At 63.1% G+C, this 25714-nt stretch carries 27 protein-coding genes and 1 tRNA gene; 16 read left to right on the top strand and 12 right to left on the bottom strand.

Annotated elements, in window-relative coordinates; genetic code table 11:
• Positions 1-6: 6 nt before the first annotated feature.
• The 4 genes from AC5O5I_RS03640 to AC5O5I_RS03625 all read right to left on the bottom strand — a co-directional run bounded on the left by AC5O5I_RS03640 (position 7) and on the right by AC5O5I_RS03625 (position 1929).
• Positions 7-297, bottom strand: a complete 291-nt coding sequence (locus tag AC5O5I_RS03640; RefSeq protein ID WP_172219943.1) for a PA4642 family protein — start codon at positions 295-297, stop codon at positions 7-9.
• Positions 298-365: 68 nt separating this feature from the next.
• Entirely contained in the window at positions 366-836 is a 471-nt protein-coding gene (locus AC5O5I_RS03635) for a hypothetical protein (RefSeq protein WP_172219940.1), read from the bottom strand.
• 59 nt (positions 837-895) lie between these two features.
• Positions 896-1369 (bottom strand): WbuC family cupin fold metalloprotein, encoded by a 474-nt coding sequence (locus tag AC5O5I_RS03630; RefSeq protein WP_494512088.1) that lies wholly within the window; start codon positions 1367-1369, stop codon positions 896-898.
• A gap of 2 nt (positions 1370-1371) precedes the next feature.
• On the bottom strand, positions 1372-1929 hold the full coding sequence (locus AC5O5I_RS03625; RefSeq protein WP_172219934.1) for a hypoxanthine-guanine phosphoribosyltransferase: 558 nt from the start codon (positions 1927-1929) through the stop codon (positions 1372-1374).
• 160 nt (positions 1930-2089) lie between these two features.
• Between AC5O5I_RS03625 and upp the strand changes: the two genes are divergently transcribed.
• On the top strand, positions 2090-2728 hold the full coding sequence (gene upp / locus AC5O5I_RS03620) for a uracil phosphoribosyltransferase (protein WP_172286338.1): 639 nt from the start codon (positions 2090-2092) through the stop codon (positions 2726-2728).
• A gap of 2 nt (positions 2729-2730) precedes the next feature.
• A complete protein-coding gene (locus AC5O5I_RS03615) occupies positions 2731-4005 on the top strand; it encodes a uracil-xanthine permease family protein (RefSeq protein ID WP_172229005.1) in 1275 nt (424 codons plus the stop codon).
• A 132-nt stretch (positions 4006-4137) separates the two neighbouring features.
• On the opposite strand, the gene hemH is transcribed toward AC5O5I_RS03615, so the two are convergent.
• Positions 4138-5151 (bottom strand): ferrochelatase, encoded by a 1014-nt coding sequence (gene hemH / locus AC5O5I_RS03610; RefSeq protein ID WP_172229003.1) that lies wholly within the window; start codon positions 5149-5151, stop codon positions 4138-4140.
• A gap of 13 nt (positions 5152-5164) precedes the next feature.
• A complete protein-coding gene (locus AC5O5I_RS03605; protein WP_172229001.1) occupies positions 5165-6070 on the bottom strand; it encodes a TIGR01777 family oxidoreductase in 906 nt (301 codons plus the stop codon).
• Positions 6071-6256: 186 nt separating this feature from the next.
• Here AC5O5I_RS03605 and AC5O5I_RS03600 point away from each other — a divergent pair, with 186 nt between their 5' ends.
• From AC5O5I_RS03600 to AC5O5I_RS03580, 5 genes are all read left to right on the top strand, one after another.
• Positions 6257-7243 carry an NAD(P)/FAD-dependent oxidoreductase gene (locus AC5O5I_RS03600; RefSeq protein WP_172228999.1) on the top strand — a complete coding sequence of 329 codons (987 nt, stop codon included), beginning with the start codon at positions 6257-6259 and terminating at the stop codon, positions 7241-7243.
• A 97-nt stretch (positions 7244-7340) separates the two neighbouring features.
• Positions 7341-8309 carry a YbgA family protein gene (locus tag AC5O5I_RS03595; RefSeq protein ID WP_172228998.1) on the top strand — a complete coding sequence of 323 codons (969 nt, stop codon included), beginning with the start codon at positions 7341-7343 and terminating at the stop codon, positions 8307-8309.
• Positions 8299-9198, top strand: a complete 900-nt coding sequence (locus tag AC5O5I_RS03590; protein ID WP_172228996.1) for a MerR family transcriptional regulator — start codon at positions 8299-8301, stop codon at positions 9196-9198. Before AC5O5I_RS03595 ends, AC5O5I_RS03590 begins: the two co-directional genes overlap by 11 nt.
• Positions 9189-10616 (top strand): deoxyribodipyrimidine photo-lyase, encoded by a 1428-nt coding sequence (gene phrB, locus AC5O5I_RS03585; RefSeq protein WP_172228994.1) that lies wholly within the window; start codon positions 9189-9191, stop codon positions 10614-10616. Before AC5O5I_RS03590 ends, phrB begins: the two co-directional genes overlap by 10 nt.
• 12 nt (positions 10617-10628) lie before the next feature.
• Positions 10629-11330: an SDR family oxidoreductase gene (locus tag AC5O5I_RS03580; RefSeq protein WP_494512087.1), complete on the top strand. Its 702-nt coding sequence runs from the start codon at positions 10629-10631 to the stop codon at positions 11328-11330.
• Between the two features lie 59 nt (positions 11331-11389).
• Here the strand turns inward: AC5O5I_RS03580 and AC5O5I_RS03575 are convergent, their stop codons facing one another.
• The 6 genes from AC5O5I_RS03575 to hemA form a co-directional block, all read right to left on the bottom strand.
• Positions 11390-11908, bottom strand: a complete 519-nt coding sequence (locus AC5O5I_RS03575) for an acyloxyacyl hydrolase (RefSeq protein WP_172232811.1) — start codon at positions 11906-11908, stop codon at positions 11390-11392.
• 105 nt (positions 11909-12013) lie between these two features.
• Positions 12014-12811, bottom strand: a complete 798-nt coding sequence (gene murI / locus AC5O5I_RS03570) for a glutamate racemase (RefSeq protein WP_172232808.1) — start codon at positions 12809-12811, stop codon at positions 12014-12016.
• Entirely contained in the window at positions 12804-13559 is a 756-nt protein-coding gene (locus AC5O5I_RS03565; RefSeq protein WP_172232805.1) for a molybdopterin-synthase adenylyltransferase MoeB, read from the bottom strand. Before AC5O5I_RS03565 ends, murI begins: the two co-directional genes overlap by 8 nt.
• Positions 13553-14383 carry a peptide chain release factor N(5)-glutamine methyltransferase gene (gene prmC / locus AC5O5I_RS03560; RefSeq protein ID WP_494512086.1) on the bottom strand — a complete coding sequence of 277 codons (831 nt, stop codon included), beginning with the start codon at positions 14381-14383 and terminating at the stop codon, positions 13553-13555. Before prmC ends, AC5O5I_RS03565 begins: the two co-directional genes overlap by 7 nt.
• On the bottom strand, positions 14383-15465 hold the full coding sequence (prfA, locus tag AC5O5I_RS03555; protein ID WP_172233229.1) for a peptide chain release factor 1: 1083 nt from the start codon (positions 15463-15465) through the stop codon (positions 14383-14385). Before prfA ends, prmC begins: the two co-directional genes overlap by 1 nt.
• Positions 15462-16739: a glutamyl-tRNA reductase gene (gene hemA / locus AC5O5I_RS03550; RefSeq protein WP_172287797.1), complete on the bottom strand. Its 1278-nt coding sequence runs from the start codon at positions 16737-16739 to the stop codon at positions 15462-15464. Before hemA ends, prfA begins: the two co-directional genes overlap by 4 nt.
• Before the next feature lie 332 nt (positions 16740-17071).
• Here hemA and AC5O5I_RS03545 point away from each other — a divergent pair, with 332 nt between their 5' ends.
• The 9 genes from AC5O5I_RS03545 (at position 17072) to AC5O5I_RS03505 (ending at position 25713) form a co-directional block, all read left to right on the top strand.
• Positions 17072-18793, top strand: coding sequence for a tetratricopeptide repeat protein (locus AC5O5I_RS03545; protein ID WP_494512085.1), 1722 nt, complete (start codon positions 17072-17074; stop codon positions 18791-18793).
• A gap of 4 nt (positions 18794-18797) precedes the next feature.
• A complete protein-coding gene (lolB, locus tag AC5O5I_RS03540; RefSeq protein WP_172224518.1) occupies positions 18798-19415 on the top strand; it encodes a lipoprotein insertase outer membrane protein LolB in 618 nt (205 codons plus the stop codon).
• 4 nt (positions 19416-19419) lie between these two features.
• A complete protein-coding gene (ispE, locus tag AC5O5I_RS03535) occupies positions 19420-20280 on the top strand; it encodes a 4-(cytidine 5'-diphospho)-2-C-methyl-D-erythritol kinase (RefSeq protein WP_172224521.1) in 861 nt (286 codons plus the stop codon).
• Between the two features lie 20 nt (positions 20281-20300).
• A tRNA-Gln gene (locus tag AC5O5I_RS03530) sits at positions 20301-20375 on the top strand.
• A gap of 48 nt (positions 20376-20423) precedes the next feature.
• Positions 20424-21365: a ribose-phosphate pyrophosphokinase gene (locus AC5O5I_RS03525; RefSeq protein WP_003247410.1), complete on the top strand. Its 942-nt coding sequence runs from the start codon at positions 20424-20426 to the stop codon at positions 21363-21365.
• Between the two features lie 118 nt (positions 21366-21483).
• On the top strand, positions 21484-22080 hold the full coding sequence (locus tag AC5O5I_RS03520) for a 50S ribosomal protein L25/general stress protein Ctc (RefSeq protein WP_172224524.1): 597 nt from the start codon (positions 21484-21486) through the stop codon (positions 22078-22080).
• Positions 22081-22159: 79 nt separating this feature from the next.
• Positions 22160-22744, top strand: a complete 585-nt coding sequence (gene pth, locus AC5O5I_RS03515) for an aminoacyl-tRNA hydrolase (RefSeq protein ID WP_133331270.1) — start codon at positions 22160-22162, stop codon at positions 22742-22744.
• 22 nt (positions 22745-22766) lie between these two features.
• On the top strand, positions 22767-23867 hold the full coding sequence (gene ychF / locus AC5O5I_RS03510) for a redox-regulated ATPase YchF (protein WP_494512084.1): 1101 nt from the start codon (positions 22767-22769) through the stop codon (positions 23865-23867).
• 133 nt (positions 23868-24000) lie between these two features.
• Positions 24001-25713, top strand: a complete 1713-nt coding sequence (locus tag AC5O5I_RS03505) for a SulP family inorganic anion transporter (RefSeq protein ID WP_172285938.1) — start codon at positions 24001-24003, stop codon at positions 25711-25713.
• Position 25714: the final 1 nt, after the last annotated feature.

Here is a 25714-nt window from a genome sequence, read left to right as displayed (position 1 = left end):
TACAAATCAGCCCCGGGCGTTATCGATGATCTCGATGTACTCCGGCGCAGTGCGCTGGTCGGCGATCAGCTCGACGAAGGTCTTGCCGTGCTCGTCCTTGCCATCCAGGTCCAGCCCCGCTTCGACGAAGAAGCCGACAAAGCGCTCGAAATCGTCGACGCGCAGTCCGCGGTAGGCCTTGACCAGCTTGTGCAGCGACGGCGAGGTCACGCCATCGGCCGGTTCGAACTGAAGGAACGACTTGATGTAGTCGTCGCTGATTTCGTCGCCGATTACCTGTTTCTTGTCTTTACGCATTGCCGACTCCAACTGGGCCATCACGGAATTTCGAAGGCCGGCAGTTTACCCCCCGCAGGCGGCGCGCCTCAACGCGTACGTACGGTACCGGTGTGCAGGTCGGCCCAGATGTGGCCGTTGGCGTAGGTGAGAAACTGCACATACAGCGTCTCGTTGCGCAGCAGGTCCATGATCACCCGGTAATCGCTGAGCGGGTAGTTCAGGCTCAGGGTGCGGGTCTTGTCGTCGTACACGGGCTTCTTCAGGCTCTTGGCGGCCTCACCGTCGAAGGTCAGCAGCACCTGGGCGATGGTCGCGCCCTTGCTCAGTGGCTTGCCCTTCAGGCGTACCTGCAGCGACGAGGTGATCGGGATAGGTTGCTGGTCGGACTGGCGCTGGGCGCCCACCACAACGGAGTAGTCGGTGACTTGCAGCAGTTGCTGGCCGGTCGGCGCTTCCTGGCGCAGGGACTGGTCGTCAGGTGGCAGGAACTGGCTGTGCAACGGTGCGGCGGCGAGTGGCAGGCTGAACGCCAGCAGGAAGGGAAGAATCGCACGCATGTGAGGCTCCTTGAATGAAGGAGCACTCTAGCATGCCGGGTCTGGCCGTACCGGCGCTATCAATCGAACTGCGCGCGCATCCAGGCCTGGTACTCGGCCACGCCGGCCTCTCCTTCACGCGGCGCCCAGTGCGCATGCTCGCCCTCACCTACAGGGCGGTACGGCCCGGCCTTGCACTCGAACAGGATGCTGTCCGGCTCCAGCACCACCAGGCCATGGTAGGTACCGGGCGCCAGGTCCACGCCCAGGCAGTCACCGCCCGCCTGCAGCACCCGCTTGCCGGTGACCGCGCCCTGCTCATCGAAAATCAGCAACCCTAGCCGCCCCTTGAGCACGATCAGGGCCTCGGCCTTGTCGTCGCTCAAGTGGCGATGCGGGGGAATGTAGGTGCTCGTCTGCAGCCCGACGGCCATGCGGTGGCAAGGCTCTTCCATCGCATGGAAGTTATGGTGCTGGCGCCCACGCGGGTTGGCAGCAGCCTTTTCGGCCAGCCCGGCGAACAGCGATTGGTCGATGAACGCAGGCTGGCGCATGCTCACAGCCCCTTGACGGCGAAGATGCCGTTGGCGTTGCGCCAGTAGCCTTTGTAGTCCATGCCGTAGCCGAAGATGTAGCGGTCGATGCAGGGCAGGCCCACGTAATTGGCCTTCAGGTCCGGGCTGGCCTTGCGGTCGTGGTCCTTGTCGATCAGCACAGCAGTGTGCACCGAGCGCGCGCCGGCATGCTTGCAGAACTCGATGATGGCGCTGAGGGTATGGCCTTCGTCGAGAATGTCGTCAACGATCAGCACATCACGGTCGATGAACGACACTTCCGGCTTGGCCTTCCAGAACAGCTCACCGCCACTGGTCTGGTTGCGGTAGCGGGTGGCGTGCAGATACGAGGCTTCCAGCGGGAACTGCAGGTGGGTCAGCAGTTTGCCCGCGAAGATCAGGCCACCGTTCATCACGCAGAACACCACCGGGTTCTTGTCGTGCAGGTCTTTGCAGATCTGCTCGCCGACTTTGGCGATGGCCGCTTCGACTTCGGCTTCGGTGTACAGGCAGTCAGCTTCACGCATGACTTGACGGATATGCTCGAGATCAGCGGACATGGCGCGCTCCGGGGGGCATTTTGGAAAAGCGGGCAAAGGTACGCATCCGCTCGTCACAGATCAAGCCTTTATGGACTAACGTGCAGAATGACCAGACGACAGCACAGGCTGAATAGATTAATCTAGCGCGGTTTTTTTGCCCGCCTTTCGGAGCCCCCCTATGCCCACTCGTGAGATCCGCCATCCGCTGATCCGCCACAAGCTCGGCCTGATGCGCCGTGCCGACATCAGCACCAAGAATTTTCGCGAACTCGCCCAGGAAGTCGGCGCGCTCCTGACTTACGAAGCCACCCAGGACCTGCCGCTCGAAACCTACGAGATCGACGGCTGGTGTGGCAAGGTGCAAGTGGAAAAAATCGCCGGCAAGAAGATCACTGTAGTACCGATCCTGCGCGCCGGCATCGGCATGCTCGACGGTGTGCTCAGCCTGATCCCGGGCGCCAAGGTCAGCGCCGTCGGCGTCGCCCGCAATGAAGAAACCCTCGAAGCCCACACCTACCTGGAAAAGCTCGCGCCGGACATCAACCAGCGCCTGGCGCTGATCATCGACCCGATGCTGGCCACCGGTGCTTCGATGGTCGCCACCATCGACCTGCTGAAAAAAGCGGGCTGCAAGGAAATCCGCGCCATGGTGCTGGTGGCCGCGCCCGAAGGCATCGAAGCGGTGGAAAAAGCCCACCCGGACGTGCAGATCTACACCGCCTCGATCGACCAGCGCCTGAACGAACACGGCTATATCGTGCCTGGCCTGGGCGATGCCGGTGACAAGATCTTCGGCACCAAGCAAAAGGACGCCTGACCATGCAGGACGGCTTCAACGACCCGCTCTGGCGCCAGGTCGTTTCGGGCGCGCAGATGCTCTTCGTGGCATTCGGCGCGCTGGTGCTGATGCCACTGATCACTGGCCTCGACCCGAACGTCGCGCTGTTCACCGCCGGCATCGGCACGCTGCTGTTCCAGCTGGTCACCGGCCGTCAGGTACCGGTATTCCTGGCTTCGAGCTTTGCCTTCATTACCCCGATCATCCTCGCCAAGGGCCAGTTCGGCCTGGCCGAGACCATGGGCGGCGTGATGGCAGCAGGCTTCGTGTACACCTTCATGGGCATGATGGTGAAAATCAAAGGCACCGGTTTCATCGACCGCATGCTGCCGCCGGTGGTGATTGGCCCGGTGATCATCTCCATCGGCCTGGCCATGGCACCGATCGCCGCCAACATGGCCATGGGCAAAGGCGGTGACGGCGCTGCGCTGATGCCCTACCAGACCGCGATGCTGATCTCCATGCCCGCGCTGCTCACCACCCTTATCGTGGCGGTATTCGGCAAGGGCATCTTCCGCCTGGTGCCGATTATCTCCGGGGTATTGGTGGGCTTTGCCCTGGCATTCGCGTTCGGCGTGGTCGACACCGCCAAGATCGCCGCCGCACCGTGGCTGGAGATCCCCAACTTCACCGCACCGGCATTCAACTGGCAGGCCATCCTGTTCATCGTCCCAGTGGCCCTTGCACCGGCCATCGAGCATATCGGCGGGGTTATCGCGGTCGGTAGTGTGACCGGCCGTGACTACCTGAAAAAGCCCGGCCTGCACCGCACCCTGCTGGGTGACGGCCTGGCCACCACGGCAGCCGGCCTGTTCGGCGGCCCGCCCAACACCACCTACGCCGAAGTGACTGGCGCGGTGATGCTGACCAAGAACTACAACCCGAAGATCATGACCTGGGCGGCGTTCTTTGCCATCACCCTGGCCTTCATCGGCAAGTTCGGCGCGCTGCTGCAGAGCATTCCGGTGCCCGTGATGGGCGGCATCCTGTGCCTGTTGTTCGGCTCGATCGCGGCGGTGGGCATGAACACCATGATCCGCCACAAGATCGACCTGGCCGAAGCGCGCAACCTGGTGATCGTATCGGTAACCCTGGTATTCGGTATCGGCGGCGTACTGATCGGCAGCGGTGACGGCCCGGATGACTGGGGCCTGAAAGGCATCGCCCTGTGTGCCATCGTGGCCATCGCCCTGAACCTGATCTTGCCGGGCAATGATGGCTGGAAGCACAAGAAGCTGGATGATCAACAGCCTTGATCCCGCTTCAGGCTGATCTGGCCCTATCGCCGGCAAGCCAGCCCCCACAGGTACCCTACAGTTTTCAAGAACTGTGAGCACATTGCGGGAGCTGGCTTGCCGGCGATAGGGCCGGTACAGGCAACCTGTAAATCAGGCCTTTTCGCACATATCAGCCAACACCCTCACCCATTCCGGGTGATCGTTCAGGCACGGCACCAGCACCAGCTCCCGCCCGCCGGCCTCGATAAATTGCTCGCTGCCGCGCATGCCAATTTCTTCCAGCGTTTCGATGCAGTCCGCGACGAACGCCGGGCACATCACCAGCAGCTTCTTCACCCCTGCCCTGGCCAGCTCGTCCAGCCGCGCCTCGGTGTAGGGCTCGATCCATTTGGCCCGCCCCAGGCGCGACTGGAACGACACCGACCACTTGCCATCGGGTATGCCCATTTTCTGCGCAAAGGCCTTGGCCGTGGCCAGGCACTGCCCGCGGTAGCACACCGCGCGCATCTCGGCGCTGGCGTCCTTGCAGCAATCGGCTGCCTGGAAGTCATGCTTGCCAGTGGGATCCAGCTTCTTCAGGTGGCGCTCCGGCAAACCGTGGAAGCTCAACAGCAGATGATCGTAATCCTGCTCCAGGTACGGCCTGGCGCTGGCAACCAGTGCCTCGATGTAATCCGGATGCTCATAAAACGGCTGCAGCACGCGCATCTGCAGCGGCAATTGGCGCTGGCTGACCGTCTGTTTTGCCAGCTCGACCACAGTGGTCACCGTACTGTCGGCGAACTGTGGATAAAGTGGCGCCAACGTCACCTTGCGCACACCTTGGGCTGCCAGGCGCTCCAGCACATCGGGCAAGGCCGGCTGGCCGTAGCGCATGGCAATTTCCACCGGGCCATGGGGCCAGTGCGCCACCATCGCCGCCTGCAGGCGACGGGTCAGCTCAACCAGTGGCGAGCCCTCCTCCCACCAGATCGAGGCGTAGGCGTGCGCCGACTGCTCCGGGCGCTTGACCAGGATCAGCGACACCAGCAAGCGTCGCACCGGCCACGGCAAGTCGATCACATACGGGTCCATGAGGAACTGGTTGAGATAGCGGCGCACATCGGCCACCGAAGTGGAAGCCGGGGAACCCAGGTTGACCAGTAGCAAGGCGTGATCGGTCATGCAGCGTCCTATGTCAGAGGCGGCTGGACAAGTTGTCCAGGGCCGATTGCAGATCGTTGAAGCGGAAGGTGAAACCTGCGCCCAGCAAACGGGCCGGGCGCGCCCGCTGGCCGCCGAGCAGCAGGATGGACAGCTCGCCCAGGCCGGCCTTGAGCAACAGTGCCGGTACCGGCAGCAGTGCCGGACGGTGCAGGGTACGGCCCAGGCGCTTGGCAAACTCGCGGTTGCGTACCGGCTCCGGAGCGCAGGCATTATAAGGACCGCTGGTATCCTTGTGCTGCAAGAGAAAATCGATCAGGGCCACCTGGTCGTCGATATGAACCCAGGGCATCCACTGCCGCCCGTCCCCCAACGGCCCGCCCAGCCCCAGCTTGAAGGGCAGGCGCAGGCGCGACAAAAAGCCGCCATCGCTGGCCAGTACCAGCCCGGTACGCACCAGTACCACGCGAATGCCCTGGGCTTGGGAACGCTGGGCCGTTTCTTCCCAAGCGATGCACAGCTGACTGGCGAAGTCTTCACGCACCGGCGATGAGGCCTCGGTAAGCTCGCGCTCGCCGCCGTCACCGTACCAGCCCACCGCCGAACCGGAAATCAGCACTTCCGGGCGCTGCTCCCGGGTGCCCAGCCAAGCCTGCAACTGCTCGGTGAGGGTGATGCGGCTGGCCCACAGCAGGTTGCGCCGCGCAGCTGTCCAGTGCCGGTCGGCAATGGGTGCACCGGCCAGGTTGACCACTGCATCCAGGTGGTCGTCCGCCTCCAGCTGCTCCAGGCGGGCAATACCACGTACGCCAGTGCCGCAGATTTTCGCTACCTGCTCCGGTCGCCGGCTCCACACCGTCAGGCGATGGCCCTGGCCGAGCCAGTACTGACAAAGGTGCTTGCCGATCAATCCAGTACCGCCTGTCAGCAATATATGCATGGCTGTGTCCTCGCAGAATGCAGCGGTGGTCTATTTTTAACATCAAGGCACTTTTTTGACCCGACGCTCTCGGATAAACATAGGCCAACCTGCCCGCCAAGCGGAATAACCTTATACAAAAGTTGTGCATTGTACAGGTTTGCCTGACAGCGTAGTCTGCTCACAGCAAGGTTTGAAGAGGCCATCATGACAGTACCTATTGCCATCATCGGAGCCGGTATCGCCGGCTTGTCAGCTGCCCAGGCCTTGCAAAAGGCCGGGCAATCCGTGCACTTGTTCGACAAAGGCCACGGTAGTGGCGGGCGCATGGCCAGCAAGCGCAGCGAAGCCGGCGCCCTCGACCTCGGCGCCCAGTACTTCACCGCCCGTGACCGGCGCTTTGTCGAGCAGGTGCAGCAATGGGTTGCAGCTGGCTGGGCCGAACAGTGGAAGCCGCAGCTGTACAACTACCACAACGGCATACTCAGCCCCTCCCCCGACGAACAGACGCGCTGGGTCGGCGTGCCCCGCATGAGCGCGATTACCCGCGGCCTGCTCAAGGACGTCACGGTCAACTTCGGCTGCCGCATCGCCGAGGTATTCCGCGGCAAGCAGTACTGGCACCTGCAGGACACCGAAGGCTGCAGCCACGGCCCCTACAGCCGCGTGGTGATCGCGGTACCGGCGCCGCAGGCCACGCCACTGCTGGCGGCTACCCCGAAACTGGCCGCCGTGGCCGCCGGGGTACAAATGGAGCCTACCTGGGCCGTTGCGCTGGGCTTCCAGGCTGCGCTGGACACGCCGATGCAAGGTTGCTTCGTACAGGACAGCCCGCTCGACTGGCTGGCCCGCAACCGCAGCAAACCGGGGCGTGACGAGCAGCTCGATACCTGGGTGCTGCATGCCACGTCGGACTGGAGCCGCCAGCACATCGACCTGGCCAAGGAAGAGGTGATCGAGCAACTGTGGGGCGAATTCGCCGAACTGGTCGGCTGCGTAGTACCGGCCCCCACCTTCGCCCTGGCCCATCGCTGGCTGTACGCCCGCCCTACCAGTAACCATGAATGGGGCGCGCTGGCCGACGCCGACCAGGGCCTGTACGCCTGTGGCGACTGGTGCCTGTCGGGGCGTGTCGAAGGCGCCTGGCTCAGCGGCCAGGAAGCGGCGCGCCGACTGCTCGAACACCTCGAGTGACAGTGCCAGGCAAAAAACTGGTTTGCATAACGTCAGGGCTGTGCTGGAATAAACCTGTACAAAGCTTTATCCATGTACAGGTTTACTGGAGGCAGCCATGCACGACCCATCCGCTCACAGCAAGCCGCGCATCGCCATTAGCGCCTGCCTGACCGGGCACAGTGTGCGCTATAACGGCGGTCACAAGTCCTCCGACCTGTGCCGCACCCAGCTGGAAGCGCACTTCGACTGGTTACCGGTATGCCCGGAAGTGGCCATCGGCCTCAGCGTCCCCCGAGACCCCATCCGCCTGGTCGGCAACCCCGAGCAGCCGAAAGTGCTGGGCACCCGAAACCCAGACCTGGACGTGACCGGCCCGCTGCGCAGTTATGGCGAACAGATGGCCGCCCAAATGGACGACATCTGCGGCTACATCTTCATGCAGAAGTCGCCGTCCTGCGGCCTGGAGCGGGTCAAGGTGTACCAGGCCGACGGCCACCCTGCCTTCAACGCCGGCCGTGGGGTCTACGCCCAGGCGTTTTGTGCGCTGCGGCCCGATCTGCCCGTGGAAGAGGAAGGGCGCCTGCATGACCCGGTGCTGCGGGAGAACTTCATCAGCCGCGTGTACGCCTACGCCGACTGGCAACGCCTGTTGGTCGCTGGCCTGAGCCGAGGTGCCTTGGTGCGCTTCCACTCGCGTTACAAGTACCTGCTGATGGCCAACAATCCCCAGGCCTATCGCACCCTCGGGCGCCTGCTCGGCAGCATGAGCAAGGACGATGACCCACAGCGCATCGGCCCGCACTACTTCAGCCAGCTGATGCACGCCCTGCGCCGCTGTGCCAGCCGCGGCACCCACTGCAACGTGCTGCAGCACCTGAGTGGTTACTTCAAGCATGCCCTGACCCAGGAGGACAAGGTCGAGCTGGAGACCATCATCGCTCAATACCAGCAGGGTGTTGTGCCATTGGTGGTGCCGCTGACGCTGCTCAAGCACCATTTGCGCAAACACCCCGACCCGTACCTGCAGCAACAGGCCTACCTGCAGCCGCACCCGGAAAGCCTGGGTTTGCGCAATGCCGTCTGAAACCCTGCTACCCATCGGCGAACTGGCCCGGCGCACCGGCGTGAACCCGGTCACCCTGCGTGCCTGGGAGCGTCGCTACGGCCTGCTCAAGCCCCAGCGCACCGCCAAGGGACACCGCCTGTATTCGCTCGACCAGGTCGAGCGGGTCGAAGCAGTCTTGGCCTGGCTGCAACGCGGCGCCTCGGTAGGCCAGGTCCGTGAATTGCTCGACAAACCGACCACCACGCCGCCGAAAGGTGACTGGCAGGCCAGGCAAGCCCAACTGATCGAAGCCATCGCCAACCTGTCGCAACGCGCCCTCGACCAACAGCTCAACCAGGCAATGGCCCTTTACCCAGCGGTCACCCTGTGTGAGCAATTGCTGTTGCCGCTGCTCGACCAGCTCGATTTGCGCTGGCGCACCTACTTCAATGCGCGGCTTGAACAGGTGTTTTTCCACAGCTGGCTGCGCAGCAAGCTCGGCGCCCGCGTCTATCACGACAACCAGCTGCTGCAAGGCCCGGCCGTATTGCTGATCGAGGACAGCGAGCGCGCCTTCAGCCCTGGTTTGTGGCTTTGCGCCTGGCTGCTTACCAGCAACGGCATGCCGGTCGAGGTGCTCGAACAACCGCTGGCCGCGGCACAACTGCAAAGTGCGGTCAGCGCGCTGAGGCCTTGGGCGATGCTCATTCACCTGGGGCCACGCATCGACGACAGGGCTTTGTTGCGCACCCTGCAAGGCTTACCAGGCACCAAGCTGCTGGGCGGCGCCACGCTGGCGCTGCATGAAGCCCGCTTGAAAGCTTGCGGGCTGCCAGATCTTTTCCTTTTCGATACCCCGCAGGCGGCATTGCGCTTGCTTCAAGCACAACACCGCCAGCCTGTAGAGATGACAACACCATGCACCTGACCTGGCTGCGCAGCGACCTGCGCGTCGATGACAACACCGCGCTCAGCGCTGCCGCTGAACGCGGCCCGACCATCGCCCTGTGGCTGGTCAGCCCCGGGCAATGGCAGGCCCACGACGATGCGGCCTGCAAGGTCGACTTCTGGCTGCGCAACCTGCGTGAGCTGCGCCAGTCGCTGGAGCAGCTGAACATCCCCCTGCTGATTCGCAAGATCGATACCTGGGAGCAGGCACCGCAAGCCGTGCTGGAGGTATGTCGCCAACACCAGGTCGCCAGCGTGCACTGGAACGAGGAGTACGGCATAAACGAACAGCAGCGCGACGACGCCACGCGGGCGCTGCTGGAACAATCGTCGATCCAGGCCCACAGTCACCTTGACCAGTTGTTGTTCCGCCCGGGGACCATCCTCACCCGCAGTGGCGGTTATTTCCAGGTGTTCAGCCAGTTCAAGAAAACCTGCCTCGAACACCTGCACCGCAGCCTGCCTGCACTGGCCCCACGGGTGAAGCGTCAGGCGCCGCTGCAGATCCATAGCGACCCTATCCCGCAACAGGTGGACGGTTTCCAACACCCTGCACGCGCCCTGCGTGAACACTGGCCGGCGGGTGAGGCCGAGGCGCAGGGTCGGCTGTCTCGCTTCCTTGACGAAACCATCGACGACTATCAGCATCTGCGTGACCTGCCGGCCAGGCCCGGCACCAGCCAGCTTTCGGCCTACCTGGCCGCCGGTGTCATCTCGCCGCGGCAATGCCTGCACGGTGCCCTGGCCAGCAACCGGGGCGAGTTCGACAGCGGTAGCAGCGGCGTGCAGACCTGGATCAACGAACTGCTGTGGCGCGAGTTCTACAAACACATCCTGACCGGTTATCCGCAGGTGTCGCGCCACCGCGCGTTTCGCGTTCACACCGAAGCCCTGCCCTGGCGCGATGCCCCGGCGGACCTCGAGGCCTGGGAACAGGGTCGCACCGGCTTCCCGATCATCGACGCGGCCATGCGCCAGCTGCTGCATACCGGCTGGATGCACAACCGCTTGCGCATGGTCGTGGCCATGTTCCTCAGCAAGAACCTGCTGATCGACTGGCGCAAGGGCGAGCGGCATTTCATGCGCCACCTGATAGACGGCGACCTTGCCGCCAATAACGGCGGCTGGCAGTGGAGCGCGTCTACCGGCACCGACGCAGTGCCCTATTTCCGCATATTCAACCCGGTTTCACAGTCGCAACGCTTCGACCCACAGGGGCGTTTCATTCGTAAATGGGTACCTGAACTGGAGGCGCTGGATGAAAAAGCCATTCATTTACCAGTGAAGTCGGCCGATCTTTTTGCTAATAATTTGTATCACAGCCCAATAGTCGAACTCAGTAGCAGTCGCTTGCGTGCACTGGAGGCTTTCAAGAGCCTGCCACGCCAGCAGCATTAGGGGAAAAACGTCTTGACTAACTCACGCAGTTTTTGGGTTACGGGCGCAAGCAATGGACTTGGCTTGGCTTTGGTGGAACGGATGCTGGAACAGGGGCATCGCGTTGCCGCAAGTGGCAAGGATGAAGAGGCACTCATGACATTGGGCGCTCGCTATGGCAGCCAGCTATTGCGCTTGCCTTGGCAGCTGCATGACGAAAAACAAGCGGCCAGCGCCGGCCAGCAGATAGGCCATGCCTGGTGCACGCTGGATGGCCTGATCCTCAATGCCGGAACCACTGACTATCTGTCGGATGATCTGGCGGACAGCGAGCTGATCGAGGCGATCGTCACCAGCAACCAGCTAGCGGGGGAGCACTGCCTGGCCAGTGCATTGCCTTTGCTGGCCAAGGGTCACTCGCCGCAGGTGATGGCGGTGTTCAACCGCTATTCGGCGCTGCAGCTGTATGCCCCAACCCAGGTGACAGCGGGTTGGAACAACATGCCGCAGTGGATGCGCGAGCAGCGTCAGGCGCTGAAGGCTCAGGGGATCGGGTTGACGGTAGTGGGGCCGCAGTCGTTGAAAACACCGGTTACGCCGGCGCCTGCGATACCAGAGGAATGGACACCGCACAGTGCGGCAGATGTTCTGCTGCAGCGCTGGCCGCAGGCTGAACCAGAGCTGGTGCTGGAAACCCTGGACCTTACTAGCTTGTGGCCCCTTTCGCGCCGATAGCGGAAATAGGCGTCGTCTCCTTCGCGGGCAAGCCCGCGAAGGAGACGATACGGGAGAAATCAGAGCGCCATGCGGTAATGCAGGCTGTAGCTCTCCACCCCATCGTTAGGTTCTTTGATACCCGCGTTGGAATAGTGAATCGCCCGAACCCCGATCTCGTGCCCCCCGGCAAAGCGCAAACCAAAGCCGATGCGGTCTTCGAACTGGAACGACGAGCCCAGCTCGTTGCTTTCCAGCTCGGTACTGGAGAACGCCGCAACACCGATCCCTGCCTCGATATAGGGCTTCACCGATTCCCCGGCAAACTCGTAGACGAACACCGGTGCGAACGACAGGCTGTGGTTGCTCGCCGTCTCGTCGCCATCCCAATAGGTGTACGCGCCATCCCAGTAGCCGGTCAGCCGACCGACGCTGGTCTGCCACCAGCTGGCATCCCAGTTCGATTGCAGCCCCAGCCGGTAAACCATGGTCGAGTCACCGGTCTGCCCCGCCGAGAACGACACATCGGCGGCCTGCGCCGATGCTGCCTGCCCCAAAACAAAAGCGGCAGCCGCCGCCAAGCCCAGCAGTTTCTTCATGAGAAACATCCTTCTTCCTGATGCTGTTATTAGTGTCCGCCTCATGTCAGGCAAGCGGTAGAAAGCAGAAGTAGAACGATAGTTCAGCTGTTTTTCACGTTTTTTTCACAACGGAAAGCTTTGCACATCGTCGGCCTTATGCCACAGCACAGGTAGGATATTTCTGAGAGATTGCGGATCGGCGCTGGTCCAGAAGCGGGTATCGCGGGCCGGGCCTTCGGCCAGCAAATCACTCGCGCCCAGCAGCCGGTGCAGCTGCCGCGCCACCGCAGCGCCGGTGTCGATGACGGCCACATCCGCAGGCACCATGCCGGCCAGCAACGGGCGCAGGAAGGGATAATGGGTGCAGCCGAGGATCAGCGTGTCGCAACCTGCAGCCAGCAGCGGCTGCACGTAGCCCAGCAGCATCTGGCGCAATGCCGGGCTGGCCAGGTCGCCGGTCTCGATCAGCTCGACCAGCCCCGGGCAAGGCTGGGTGATCACCTGCACGTCGCTGGCGAAGCGGTCGAGCAAGGCGGCGAACTTGGCGCTCTGCAGGGTGCCGGTGGTAGCCAGCACCCCCACCACGCCAGAGCGGGTGGCAGCCGCCGCAGGCTTTACCGCAGGCTCCATGCCCACCAGCGGCCACACCGGGTACAACGCGCGCAAATCGGTCACCGCCGCCACCGTGGCAGTGTTGCAGGCCAGCACCATGGCCTTGGCACCCTGCTCATGGAAGAACGCAGCAATATGCCGGCAGCGTTCACGGATATAGCCTGGCGACTTCTCGCCATAGGGGACGTGGCCGCAATCAGCCACGTACAGCAGCGTCTCGTTGGGCAGCAGGCGCTGGATCTCGGCGAGCACCGACAAGCCGCCTACCCCCGAGTCCATCACACCCACCGGCGCCGAGCGCTCAGCCATCGCGTTTGCCGCACACCGCACAGGCCGGGTCACGCTTGACCCGCAATTCGCGAATACGGGTACCGAGCGCATCGATCAGCAGCAGGCGGCCGACCAGCGGTTCACCGAAGCCGGCCAACAGCTTCATTGCCTCCAGCGCCTGCAGGCTGCCGACCAGGCCCACCAGCGGGCCGATCACGCCCGCTTCGCTACAGGTCAGTTCGTCCTCGCTGCCATGCCCGTACAGGCAGTGGTAGCACGGGCTGTAGTCACGCCGTGGGTCGAATACCGACAGCTGCCCTTCCAGGCGGATTGCTGCACCGCTGACCAGCGGTTTGCCGCCGGCCACACAGGCGGCGTTGACCGCCTCGCGGGTAGAGAAATTGTCGGAACAGTCCAGCACCAGGTCGACCGCCGCCACCGCCGCCGCCAGCGAGTCCTGGTCCAGTGCATGCCGGTGCGGAACCAGGCTGATTTCCGGGTTGATCGCCTGCAGGCGCTGCAAGGCCGAGTCGACCTTGCTCATGCCAACGCTGGCACTGTCGTGGATCACCTGGCGTTGCAGGTTGGTCAGGTCGACCGTGTCAAAGTCGGCAAGGTGCAGCTCGCCTACCCCGGCAGCAGCCAGGTACAAGGCTACCGGTGAACCCAGCCCGCCCAGCCCGACGATCAGCGCCTTGCTCTGCTTGAGGCGCAACTGGCCGTCGATGTCGATCTGGGCCAGCAGTACCTGCCGGCTGTAACGCAGCAGCTCTTCATCACTCAGCATGGCAGGCGCCCCAGTGTAATGCGTTCATGGCCGCCCAGGTCGGTGCGGCTGGCCACCTCGATAAAGCCTTGTTCAACCAGCAAGGCGCGTACCGCCGCTGCCTGATCGTAGCCATGTTCCAGCAGCAACCAGCCCCCCGGCAACAGGTGCCCGGGGGCCTGCGCAGCAATCACGCGCAGGTCGTCAAGGCCATCGGCGCCGGCCACCAGCGCGCTGCTGGGCTCGAAGCGCACATCGCCCGCCACCAGGTGCGGGTCTGCAGTGGCGATGTAGGGCGGGTTGCTGACAATCAGGTCGAAACGCTCAGCGGCCAGGCTGTCGAACCAGTGGCTCACCCGCACCTCGGCATTCGCCAGGCCAAGGCGTTTGCGGTTGCGCTCGGCCAGGGTAGCAGCCTCCTCTACCCGGTCAACTGCAGTCACCTGCCAGGCCGGGCGCTCACTGGCCAGGGCCAGGGCGATGGCACCGGTGCCGGTGCCCAGGTCGAGGACCTTGGCTGGCAAGGCAGGTTGCAGCTCAAGGGCCGTCTCGACCAACAGCTCGGTATCCGGCCGCGGGATCAGGGTATGCGGCGCCACTTCGAGGTCGATCTTCCAGAAGCCCTGCTGGCCAAGGATATAGGCCACCGGCTCGCCGCCACGGCGACGCTGCAGATAGCCGGCATAGGTCTGGGCGTCCTCGCTGCTGACGATGCGTTCGGGCCAGGTGTGCAGGTAGCTGCGCGACTTGCCGATGGCCGCAGCCAGCAGCAGTTCGGCATCCAGGCGCTCGGTAGGCGATTCGGGCAACTGCGCGTTGCGCAGCAGGCTGGCGATGATGGTCATCAGTCCCCCAGGGCGGCCAGTTGATCCGCCTGGTATTCGGCCAGCAGCGGTTCGATCACGGCATCCACGCCACCGGCGAGGATGTCGTCCAGCGAGTACAGGGTCAGGTTGATACGGTGATCGGTCACCCGGCCCTGTGGATAATTGTACGTACGGATACGTTCGGAACGGTCACCCGAGCCCACCAGCAGCTTGCGCTCGCTGGCGATGGCATTCTGCGCGGCGCTGGTCTGCATGTCGTTGAGCTTGGCCGACAGCCAGGACATGGCGCGGGCACGGTTCTTGTGCTGCGAACGCTCTTCCTGGCACTCCACCACGATGCCTGTGGGCAAGTGGGTGATACGGATTGCCGAGTCGGTCTTGTTGACGTGCTGGCCGCCGGCGCCGGAAGAGCGGTAGGTGTCTACGCGCAGGTCGGCCGGGTTGATTTCGATCGCCGCCTGTTCGTCGGGCTCGGGCAGTACCGCCACGGTGCACGCTGAGGTGTGGATACGGCCCTGGGATTCAGTTTCCGGCACGCGTTGCACACGGTGTGCACCGGACTCGAATTTGAGCTTGCCGTACACGCTGTCACCCTCGACGCGGGCGATGATTTCCTTGTAGCCGCCGTGCTCGCCCTCGTTTTCCGAGAGGATTTCCAGGCGCCAGCCGCGTTTTTCGGCGTAGCGCGAATACATGCGGAACAAGTCGCCAGAGAAGATCGCCGCCTCGTCGCCACCGGTGCCGGCGCGGATCTCGAGAAACACGTTGCGGCCGTCGTTGGGGTCTTTGGGCAGCAGCATGCGTTGCAGGTGCGCCTCCAGCGTCAGCAGTTGCTCCTTGGCGTCACGCACCTCTTCCACGGCCATTTCGCGCAGGTCCGGGTCACTGTCCTTGAGCAGCGCCTGCGCGCCTTCGAGGTCGTCCTGGACTTTGCGCCACTCTTTATAAGCAGAGTAGACCGGCTCGACCTCGGCATATTCGCGGGAATAGGCGCGAAAGCGCGTCTGGTCGGAAATGACCTCGGCGTCACCAAGCAGGGCGGTGAGTTCTTCGAAGCGGTCCTGGAGGATTTCCAGTTTGTTCAGCAGCGACGCTTTCATTGCGGAGTCTTGTCCGTGGAGCCCTCGTTGAGGGCAAAGAGTTCCTGGGCCATGGCCAGCGCATCGACGCGGCCCTCGGCCGAGAGCTTTTTCAACTGCACGCTGGGCGCATGCAGGAGTTTGTTGGTCAGGCCCCGGGCCAGTTGGGCCAACACGTCCTCGGGGTTGCCGCCGTTGGCCAGCAGGCGCTGGGCCTTTTGCAGTTCTTCATCGCGCAGGCGCTCGCTTTGCTGGCGGTAGGCCTTGAGCACATCCACTGCGGCCAGCTCGCGCAGGCGCACCATGAAGTCTTCGGCGCCCACCGAGACCAGTTCTTCGGCAGCCTGCGCCGCGCCCTGGCGGCTCTTGAGGTTTTCCGCCACCACATCATGCAGGTCGTCGACGGTATACAGGTACACGTCGTCCAGCTCGCCGACTTCTGATTCGATATCGCGTGGCACGGCGATGTCGACCATGAAGATCGGCTTGTGCCGGCGCTGCTTCAGCGCGCTCTCGACCGCGCCCTTGCCCAGAATCGGCAGCTGGCTGGCGGTGGAGCTGATGACGATGTCGCTGTTGGCCAGTTCCTGGGGGATGTCGGCCAGCAACACGGCGTGAGCGCCGAACTGTTCGGCCAGGATACTGGCCCGCTCCAGGGTGCGGTTAGCCACGACGATGCGGCGCACGCCCTGCTCGTGCAGATGACGAGCGACCAGGGTAATGGTTTCGCCGGCGCCGATCAGCAGCGCCTGGCTGCGACCGAGGTCGCTGAAGATCTGCTTGGCCAGGCTGACCGCGGCAAACGCCACCGACACCGGGTTTTCGCCGATCGCGGTGTCGGTGCGCACCTGCTTGGCAGCGCTGAAGGTGGCCTGGAACAGGCGCCCGAGCAAAGGGCCGACAGTGCCGGCCTCGCGCGCAACGGCGTAGGCGGACTTCATCTGGCCAAGGATCTGCGGCTCGCCGAGTACCAGCGAGTCCAGGCCCGAGGCCACCCGCATCATGTGCCGGACGGCATCGTGCTCCTCGTGGACGTAGGCGCTGGCGCGCAGCTCGTCCAGGCTGAGCCGATGATAGTCGGCCAGCCATTGCAGCACGGCGTCGGCGGACAGGTGGTCCTGCTCTATATAGAGCTCGCTGCGGTTGCAGGTCGACAGGATCGCCGCTTCGCGGCTGGATGTCAGTCGGCAGAGCTGCTGCAGGGCGTCTACCAGCTGCTCTGGGGTAAACGCCACGCGCTCGCGTACGTCTACCGAGGCAGTCTTATGGTTGATACCAAGTGCAAGAAAGGCCATGCAAGGTCGCTGGTTGTGACGGGAAGCCGATAATTGTCCTCTTTCGCAGGTTTTAGAACAACCACCGTTCGCTATTGCGCTGATAGTCAGGTGGTGCCTCTCAAGGTGTTCGTCCTGGGACCTCTTCGCCGGTGAGAACGAGCGCCGCCCGCGCGGCGCTCGATTTCACCGGCGACAAAGCTGTTGTGGCGGACACCCGGCACAGCCGCCCCGTTACGGAACCCTTCCCCCCCTCAAAGGTCGCAATTAACCAGCCACAGCACAGGTGGGTTTGCCCCCGCGCTTGTGTCATCATGCCCCCACCGCCGGTGAGTCCTCCTATAAGCCTTTCTATGAACAGACCATACGCACTGCTGCTTGCCTTCGCCCTGCTCCAGGGCTGCCAGAGCCTGGCCCCGCAAACGGCCGAGCCTCCCGTTGCCGAAGCCGGCAAGAGCGAGGCGGAAAAGCCCGTGGTGTATGGCTCGTTCAAGCCCGATACATTCTATAGCCTGCTGGTGGCGGAGCTGGCCGGCCAGCGCAACCGCTTCGACATCGCCCTGGCCAACTACACCGACCAAGCGGCAAAAACCCAGGACCCCGGTGTTTCCGAACGTGCCTACCGTATCGCCGAATACCTCGGCGCCGACGAGCCGGCGCTGGACAACGCACTGGTCTGGGCCCGCAACGACCCGCAGAACCTGGACGCCCAGCGCGCCGCCGCCATCCAGCTGGCCCGTGCTGGCCGCTATGACGACTCCATGGCCTACATGGAAAAGGTGCTGCAAGGCCAGGGCGACACCCATTTCGACTTCCTCGCCCTCTCCGCCGCCGAAACCGACCAGAGCACCCGCGACGGCCTGCTGCAAAGCTTCGAGCGGCTGCTGGTGAAGTACCCGGACAACAGCCAGCTGGTATTCGGCAAGGCTCTGCTGCTGAACCAGGACGGCAAGGCCGAACAGGCCCTGGAACTGCTGGAATCGCACCCGCCGCAAAACGGCGAGATCGCCCCGATCCTGCTGCGTGCGCGCCTGCTGCAGACCCTTGACCGCGGCCCGGAGGCCCTGCCATTGCTGCGCGGGGCCATTCGCGACAACCCGGACGACAAGCGTCTGCGCCTGACCTACGCGCGCACCCTGGTCGAACAGGACCGCATCGCCGACGCCAAGGGCGAGTTCCTCAGCCTGGTCCAGCAATACCCCGATGATGACGAGCTGCGCTACTCCCTGGCACTGGTATGCCTGGAGAACAAGGACTGGGACGAAGCCGAAGGCTATCTGCAGGAACTGATCGAACGCGACAGCAACGTCGATGCCGCGCACCTGAACCTGGGCCGCATCCACGAAGAGCGTCACGACCCTGCTGGCGCCCTGCGTGAATACGCCCTGGTCGGCCCAGGCCCCGACTACCTGCCAGCCCAGCTGCGCCAGGCCGACATCCTGATTGCCAACGGCCGCGGCAGCGAAGCCTCGCGGCTGCTCGCCGAGGCCCGCGAAGCCCAGCCGGACTACGCTATCCAGCTGTTCCTGATCGAATCGGAAAGCTACAGCAACAACAACAAGGACGCCCAGGCCAACCAGGTGCTGCAGCAAGCCATCCAGCGCTACCCGGACGACCTCAACCTGCTGTACACCCGCGCCATGCTGGCCGAAAAGCGCGATGACCTGGCGCAGATGGAAAAAGACCTGCGCGCCATCATCACCCGCGAGCCGGAAAATGCCATGGCCCTGAACGCCCTGGGCTACACCCTGGCCGACCGCACCACCCGCTATGCCGAAGCCAAGGCGCTGATCGACAAGGCCCACCAGTTGACCCCGGACGACCCGGCGGTACTCGACAGCCTGGGCTGGGTCAACTACCGCCAAGGCAACCTCGACGCGGCTGAAAGCTACCTGCGCCAGGCCTTTGCCAGCTTCCCCGACCACGAGGTGGCCGCCCACCTGGGGGAAGTGCTATGGGCCAACGGCAAGCGCCGCGAAGCCCGCCAGGTCTGGGCCAAGGGCTTCGACGCCCAGGCCGACAGCCCCATCCTGCGCAAGACCATCCTGCGCCTGACCGGATCCGAGACCCTTTAACGCCATGTTCCTGCGCCATTGCATTACCTTCACCCTGATCGCCCTGCTGGCCGGCTGCGCCGGCTTCGGTAGCCGCGAGGCCCTGCAGGGCCACGGCGACCCGCAACAGTGGCGCGCCCATAAAGAACAACTGAGCAGCCTGGACGGCTGGCAGATCAACGGCAAGGTCGGCATCCGCGCCCCGCGCGACTCCGGCAGCGGCACGCTGTTCTGGCTGCAACGCCAGGACTACTACGACATTCGCCTGGCCGGCCCGCTGGGCCGTGGTGCTGCACGCCTGACTGGTCGCCCCGGCGGCGTGGTGCTGGAAGTGGCCAACCAGGGCCGCTACGAGGCCACCAGCCCGGAAGCCCTGCTGGAAGAGCAGTTGGGCTGGAACCTGCCGGTCTCGCACCTGGTCTGGTGGGTGCGCGGCCTGCCCGCCCCTGACAGCAAGAGCAAGCTGACCCTGGACGGCGACAGCCGCCTGGCCAGCCTGGACCAGGATGGCTGGCAGGTGCAGTACCTGAGCTATACCGAGCAGAACGGTTACTGGCTGCCGGAACGCCTGAAGCTGCACGGCAAGGACCTGGACGTGACCCTGGTAGTGAAAGACTGGCAGCCGCGCCAGCTGGGGCACTGATTGCATGCACACACTTACCCTGCCCGCCCCGGCCAAGCTCAACCTGTGGCTGCACATCATTGGCCGCCGCCCAGACGGCTACCACGAGCTGGAAACTGTGTTCCAGTTTCTCGATCACGGCGACGAACTGAGCTTCGCCTTGCGTGACGACGGCGTCATTCGCCTGCACACCGAGATCGACACGGTTCCCCACGACAGCAACCTGATCGTGCGCGCAGCGCGCCAGCTGCAGGCGCAATCGGGCACCACGCTGGGCGCCGACATCTGGCTGAGCAAGGTATTGCCAATGGGCGGCGGTATCGGCGGCGGCAGCTCGGATGCCGCCACCACCCTGCTGGGCCTTGCCCATCTGTGGCAGCTGGACTGGGACGAAGACCGCCTGGCCGCGCTGGGCCTGGGCCTTGGCGCCGATGTGCCGGTTTTCGTGCGCGGCCATGCGGCGTTCGCCCAGGGTGTGGGCGAGCAACTGACCCCGGTCGATCCCGCAGAGCCCTGGTATGTCGTGCTGGTGCCGCAAGTGTCTGTCAGCACAGTAGAAATTTTTTCACATCCACAGTTGACACGTGATTCGCTCCCCCTTAAGATGCGCCCCGTTCCCGAGGGAAACAGTCGAAATGACTGCCAACCGGTGGTAGAGCAGAATTACCCAGAAGTTCGCAATGCGTTGAATTCACTGGGAAAATTCACTGAAGCTCGGCTAACCGGCACTGGAAGTTGTGTGTTTGGGGCCTTCCCAAGCAAAGCCGAAGCTGATAAAGTTCTGGCCCTTCTTTCAGCGACCCAAACAGGGTTTGTGGCGAAAGGAAGCAATATTTCGATGTTGCATCGCAAGCTGCAAAGTCTGGTCAAGAAGTCGAGCGCATAAGCGTTCGCAGCAACAGATACAGGGGCGTCGCCAAGCGGTAAGGCAGCAGGTTTTGATCCTGCCATGCGTTGGTTCGAATCCAGCCGCCCCTGCCATTTTCCTTATACTCATCCAGGTATACCCTCAGCCTTCAGGTACTGCGCGTGTCCAAGATGATGGTCTTTACGGGGAACGCTAACCCCGATCTGGCTCGGCGTGTCGTACGTCAGCTGCATATCCCTCTCGGTGACGTCTCTGTCGGTAAATTCTCCGACGGCGAGATCAGCACTGAGATCAATGAAAATGTCCGCGGTAAAGACGTCTTCATTATTCAGCCGACTTGTGCCCCGACCAACGATAACCTGATGGAACTGGTAGTGATGGCCGACGCCTTCCGCCGCTCCTCAGCATCCCGAATCACCGCCGTGATTCCTTACTTCGGATACGCCCGCCAGGACCGCCGTCCGCGTTCGGCACGTGTAGCCATCAGCGCCAAAGTTGTCGCTGACATGCTCACTGTCGTAGGTATCGACCGTGTACTCACCGTCGACCTGCACGCTGACCAGATCCAGGGTTTCTTCGATATCCCGGTCGACAACATCTACGGCTCGCCCGTACTGGTCGACGATATCGAGGACCAGCGTTTCGAGAACCTGATGATCGTCTCCCCGGACATCGGTGGTGTCGTGCGCGCACGCGCCGTCGCCAAGTCCCTGGGTGTCGATCTGGGTATCATCGACAAGCGCCGCGAAAAGGCTAACCACTCCGAGGTTATGCATATCATCGGCGACGTCGAAGGGCGCACCTGCATCCTGGTAGACGACATGGTCGACACCGCCGGCACCTTGTGCCACGCGGCCAAAGCCCTGAAAGAACATGGCGCTGCAAAGGTTTATGCCTACTGCACGCACCCTGTGCTGTCGGGCCGCGCGATCGAGAACATCGAGAAGTCGGTACTGGACGAGCTGGTGGTGACCAACACCGTTCCGCTGTCCGCCGCTGCTCAGGCCTGTGACCGTATCCGCCAGCTGGATATCGCACCGGTTGTCGCTGAAGCGGTACGCCGCATCAGCAATGAAGAATCAATCAGTGCGATGTTCCGCTAAGCGGAACCCGTATTGATGTGAAGCGCCCCGCCCCAACACGTGTTGGGGCGGGGCTTTTTTGCCATCCCCGTTGGCGCTGGTCGCAAACGCCCTCGGGGGGCTATTTTGGAGAAACAAAATGACTGATTTCATTCTGAACGCACAAGCGCGTACTGACCTGGGGAAAGGTGCGAGCCGCCGCCTGCGTCACGCGCTGAGCATCCCGGCCGTTGTATACGGTGGCGATAAAGAAGCCCAATCCCTGACCATCGTGGCCAAGGAAATCGCCAAGCTGTTCGAAAACGAAGCTGCCTTCAGCCACGTTATCGAACTGAACGTTGACGGCGCCAAGCAGAACGTCGTGGTCAAGGCCATGCAGCGTCACCCGGCCAAAGGCTTCATCATGCACGCCGACTTCGTTCGCGTCGTTGCTGGCCAGAAGCTGACCGCTGTTGTTCCAGTGCACTTCATCAACGAAGAAGCCCCGGTCAAGAAAGGCGGCGAGATCTCGCACGTTGAATCGCAGATCGAAGTTTCCTGCGAAGCCAAAGACCTGCCTGAGTTCATCGAAGTTGACCTGGCCAACGCCGAAATCGGCACCATCATCCACCTGTCGGACCTGAAAGCTCCTAAAGGCGTAGAGTTCGTAGCTCTGGCCCATGGTGATGACAAAGCTGTTGCCAACGTTCACGCTCCACGCGTTGCTCCAGAAGCTGAAGAAGGCGCCGCTGAGTAATCCACTCGCGCGCCGGTGTTGATCGGGTTACAGTGCCGCGCGCCCTGTAACCCAACAACTCCAAGGAAGAGCCCCTGACGTGACCGCCATCCAGTTGATCGTCGGCCTGGGTAACCCCGGCCCCGAATACGAACAGACCCGGCATAACGCAGGGGCTCTTTTCGTTGAACGCATTGCCAGCGCCCAGCGTGTTTCGCTGACCGCTGACAAAAAGTATTTCGGCCTGACGGCTAAGTTCAGCCATCAGGGCAACGACGTTCGTTTGTTGATCCCGACCACCTACATGAACCGTAGCGGCCAGTCCGTGGCGGCCTTGGCCAATTTCTTCCGCATCAAACCGGAAGCGATACTGGTGGCACACGACGAACTCGACCTGCCTCCGGGCGTTGCCAAGCTCAAGCGCGGCGGCGGCCATGGGGGGCACAACGGGCTGCGAGACATCATTGCGCAGCTCGGCAACCAGAACGACTTCTACCGCCTGCGGCTTGGCATAGGCCACCCGGGTGACGCCAAACTGGTCTCCAACTTCGTCCTGGGCCGCGCGCCGCGCGCCGAGCAGGAGAAGCTCGACGCCAGCATCGATTTTGCCCTCGGCGTGCTGCCGGACGTGCTTGCCGGCGACTTCGCCAAGGCGATGCGCGAGCTGCACAGCCAGAAGGCCTGATTTCCTAGAGAGGGGAATATCCATGGGTTTCAATTGCGGCATCGTCGGCCTGCCCAACGTCGGCAAGTCCACCCTGTTCAACGCCCTGACCAAGTCTGGCATCGCGGCGGAGAACTTCCCTTTCTGCACCATCGAGCCAAACAGCGGCATCGTGCCGATGCCCGATGCGCGCCTGGCGGCTCTGGCGGAGATCGTCAAGCCTAACCGCATCCTGCCGACCACCATGGAGTTCGTCGACATCGCCGGCCTGGTGGCCGGTGCCTCGAAGGGCGAAGGCCTGGGCAACAAGTTCCTCGCCAACATCCGCGAGACCGACGCCATTGCCCACGTGGTGCGCTGCTTCGAAGACGAGAACGTGATTCACGTTTCCAACAGCGTCGACCCCAAGCGTGACATCGAGATCATCGACCTCGAGCTGATCTTCGCCGACCTCGACAGCTGCGAGAAGCAGCTGCAGAAGGTTGCGCGCAACGCCAAGGGCGGCGACAAGGAAGCCCTGGCGCAGAAGGCCATCCTCGAAAAGCTGATCCCGCACTTCACCGAAGGCAAGCCGGCGCGCAGCCTGATGAAGCACATGGCTGACGACGAAAAAGCCGTCATCCGTGGTTTCCACCTGCTGACCAGCAAGCCGGTGATGTACATCGCCAACGTCGCCGAAGACGGCTTCGACAATAACCCGCACCTGGACGTGGTCAAGGCCATTGCCGAGGAAGAAGGCGCGGTGGTGGTGCCGGTGTGCAACAAGATCGAAGCGGAAATCGCCGAGCTGGACGACGGTGAAGAGAAGGACATGTTCCTCGAGGCCCTGGGCCTGGAAGAGCCTGGCCTGAACCGCGTGATCCGCGCCGGTTACGAACTGCTGAACCTGCAGACCTACTTCACTGCCGGCGTGCAGGAAGTACGCGCCTGGACCGTTCGCATCGGTGCCACCGCACCGCAGGCGGCCGGTGTCATCCACACCGACTTCGAAAAAGGCTTCATCCGCGCCGAAGTAGTGGCCTATGACGACTTCATCCAGTTCAAGGGTGAAGCCGGTGCCAAGGAAGCCGGTAAATGGCGCCTGGAAGGCAAGGACTACATCGTTAAAGACGGCGATGTGATGCACTTCCGCTTCAACGTCTAAGCGGCAGCCTGCAGTCCCAACAGAACCCCTTGAGGCCCACGCCTCAAGGGGTTTTGTTTTTCTGGATCTGCGAGCGGCCCGGTCCTTGAGCATCTAGACTTCGATCGAGCACTCTCCCGCCAGAGCCCATATCATGCCCGAAACACCTCGTGTCGGCTGGCAACGCTGGTTACCCGGCCTGGCGACCCTGCTCCATTACAACCCTGCCTGGCTGCCCAGGGACATCGCCGCCGGCCTGGTCCTTACCACCATGCTGGTACCGGTGGGTATCGCCTACGCCGAAGCCTCTGGCGTCTCTGGTATCTATGGCCTGTACGCCACCATCATCCCGCTGCTGGCCTATGCCCTGTTCGGCCCCAGCCGCATCCTGGTGCTAGGCCCGGACTCGGCCCTGGCCGCGCCGATCCTGGCGGTAGTGGTGCAATACGCTGCCAGCGACCCGCAACGCGCCATTGCCGTCGCCAGCCTTATGGCCCTGGTGGCGGGAGCTTTCTGCGTGATCGCCGGGCTGTTGCGCCTGGGCTTCATCACCGAGTTGCTGTCCAAGCCTATCCGCTATGGCTACATGAATGGCATCGCACTTACGGTACTGATCAGCCAGTTACCCAAGCTGTTCGGCCTCAAAGTGAACAGCGAGGGCCCCCTGCGCGACCTTTTGCTCCTGGGCCAGGCGTTGCTCAACGGCCAAGGGCACTGGCCAAGCTTCATCGTTGGCGCCGGTAGCCTGATGCTGATCATATTGCTGAAGCCTTTCAAACGCCTGCCGGGCATCCTCATCGCGGTGGTGCTGGCGACGCTGGCGGTGAGCCTGTTCAACCTCGACCAACTGGGCGTCAAGGTACTGGGCCAGTTGCCTCAGGGCCTGCCTAGCCTCGTCTTCCCCTGGGTAACAGACATCGATCTGGTCGAAGTGGTTTTGGGCGGTATTGCCGTAGCGCTGGTGTCGTTCGCCGATACCAGTGTGCTGTCACGCTCCTACGCCGCACGTCTGAAAATGCCCGTGAACCCCAACCAGGAAATGTTCGGTCTGGGTGTAGCCAACCTGGCCTCGGGGCTGTTCCAGGGCATCCCGATCAGCAGCAGCTCGTCGCGTACCCCGGTAGCCGAGGCTGCCGGGGCGCAGACCCAGCTTACCGGTATCATTGGTGCACTGGCGGTCACCCTCCTGCTGCTGCTCGCGCCAGACCTGATGCAGCATCTGCCTAACAGCGCACTGGCGGCAGTGGTGATTGCCGCGGCACTGGGCTTGTTCGAGTTCACCGATCTCAAGCGCATCTTCCGCATGCAACAGTGGGAGTTCTGGCTGTCGTTCACCTGCTTCGTCGGTGTCGCCGTGTTCGGGGCGGTTCCTGGTATATGCATAGCCGTGGTGATTTCGGTTATCGAGTTCCTGTGGGATGGCTGGCGGCCGCACCACGCGGTGCTCGGCCGTGCCGAGGGGCTGCGTGGCTACCATGACGTGCAGCGTTATCCACAGGCCCGTCGGATCCCGGGGCTGGTGCTGCTGCGCTGGGACGCGCCGTTGTTCTTTGCCAATGCCGAGCAGTTCCAGAGCACCGTGATGGCGGCGCTGGAAGCATCGCCAACACCGGTGCAGCGACTGGTGATTGCAGCCGAGCCGGTGACCAGCATCGACATCACTTCGGCGGACATGCTGGGCGAGCTGGACCGGGCGCTAGAGGCGCGTGGGGTGGAGTTGCAGTTTGCTGAGATGAAAGACCCGGTGAAGGACAAGATGCGCCGATTCGAGTTGTTCGAGCATATGGGCGAGAAGGCTTTTCACCCCACAGTGGGTGCGGCAGTTGATGCTTACCTGAAGGACACCGGGGTTGACTGGCAGCCGTAGG

This window comes from Pseudomonas sp. 9_2_1, from assembly GCF_059295275.1.
Note: the sequence above shows the minus strand (reverse complement) of the source record. Positions and strands in the feature narration are given on the sequence as shown.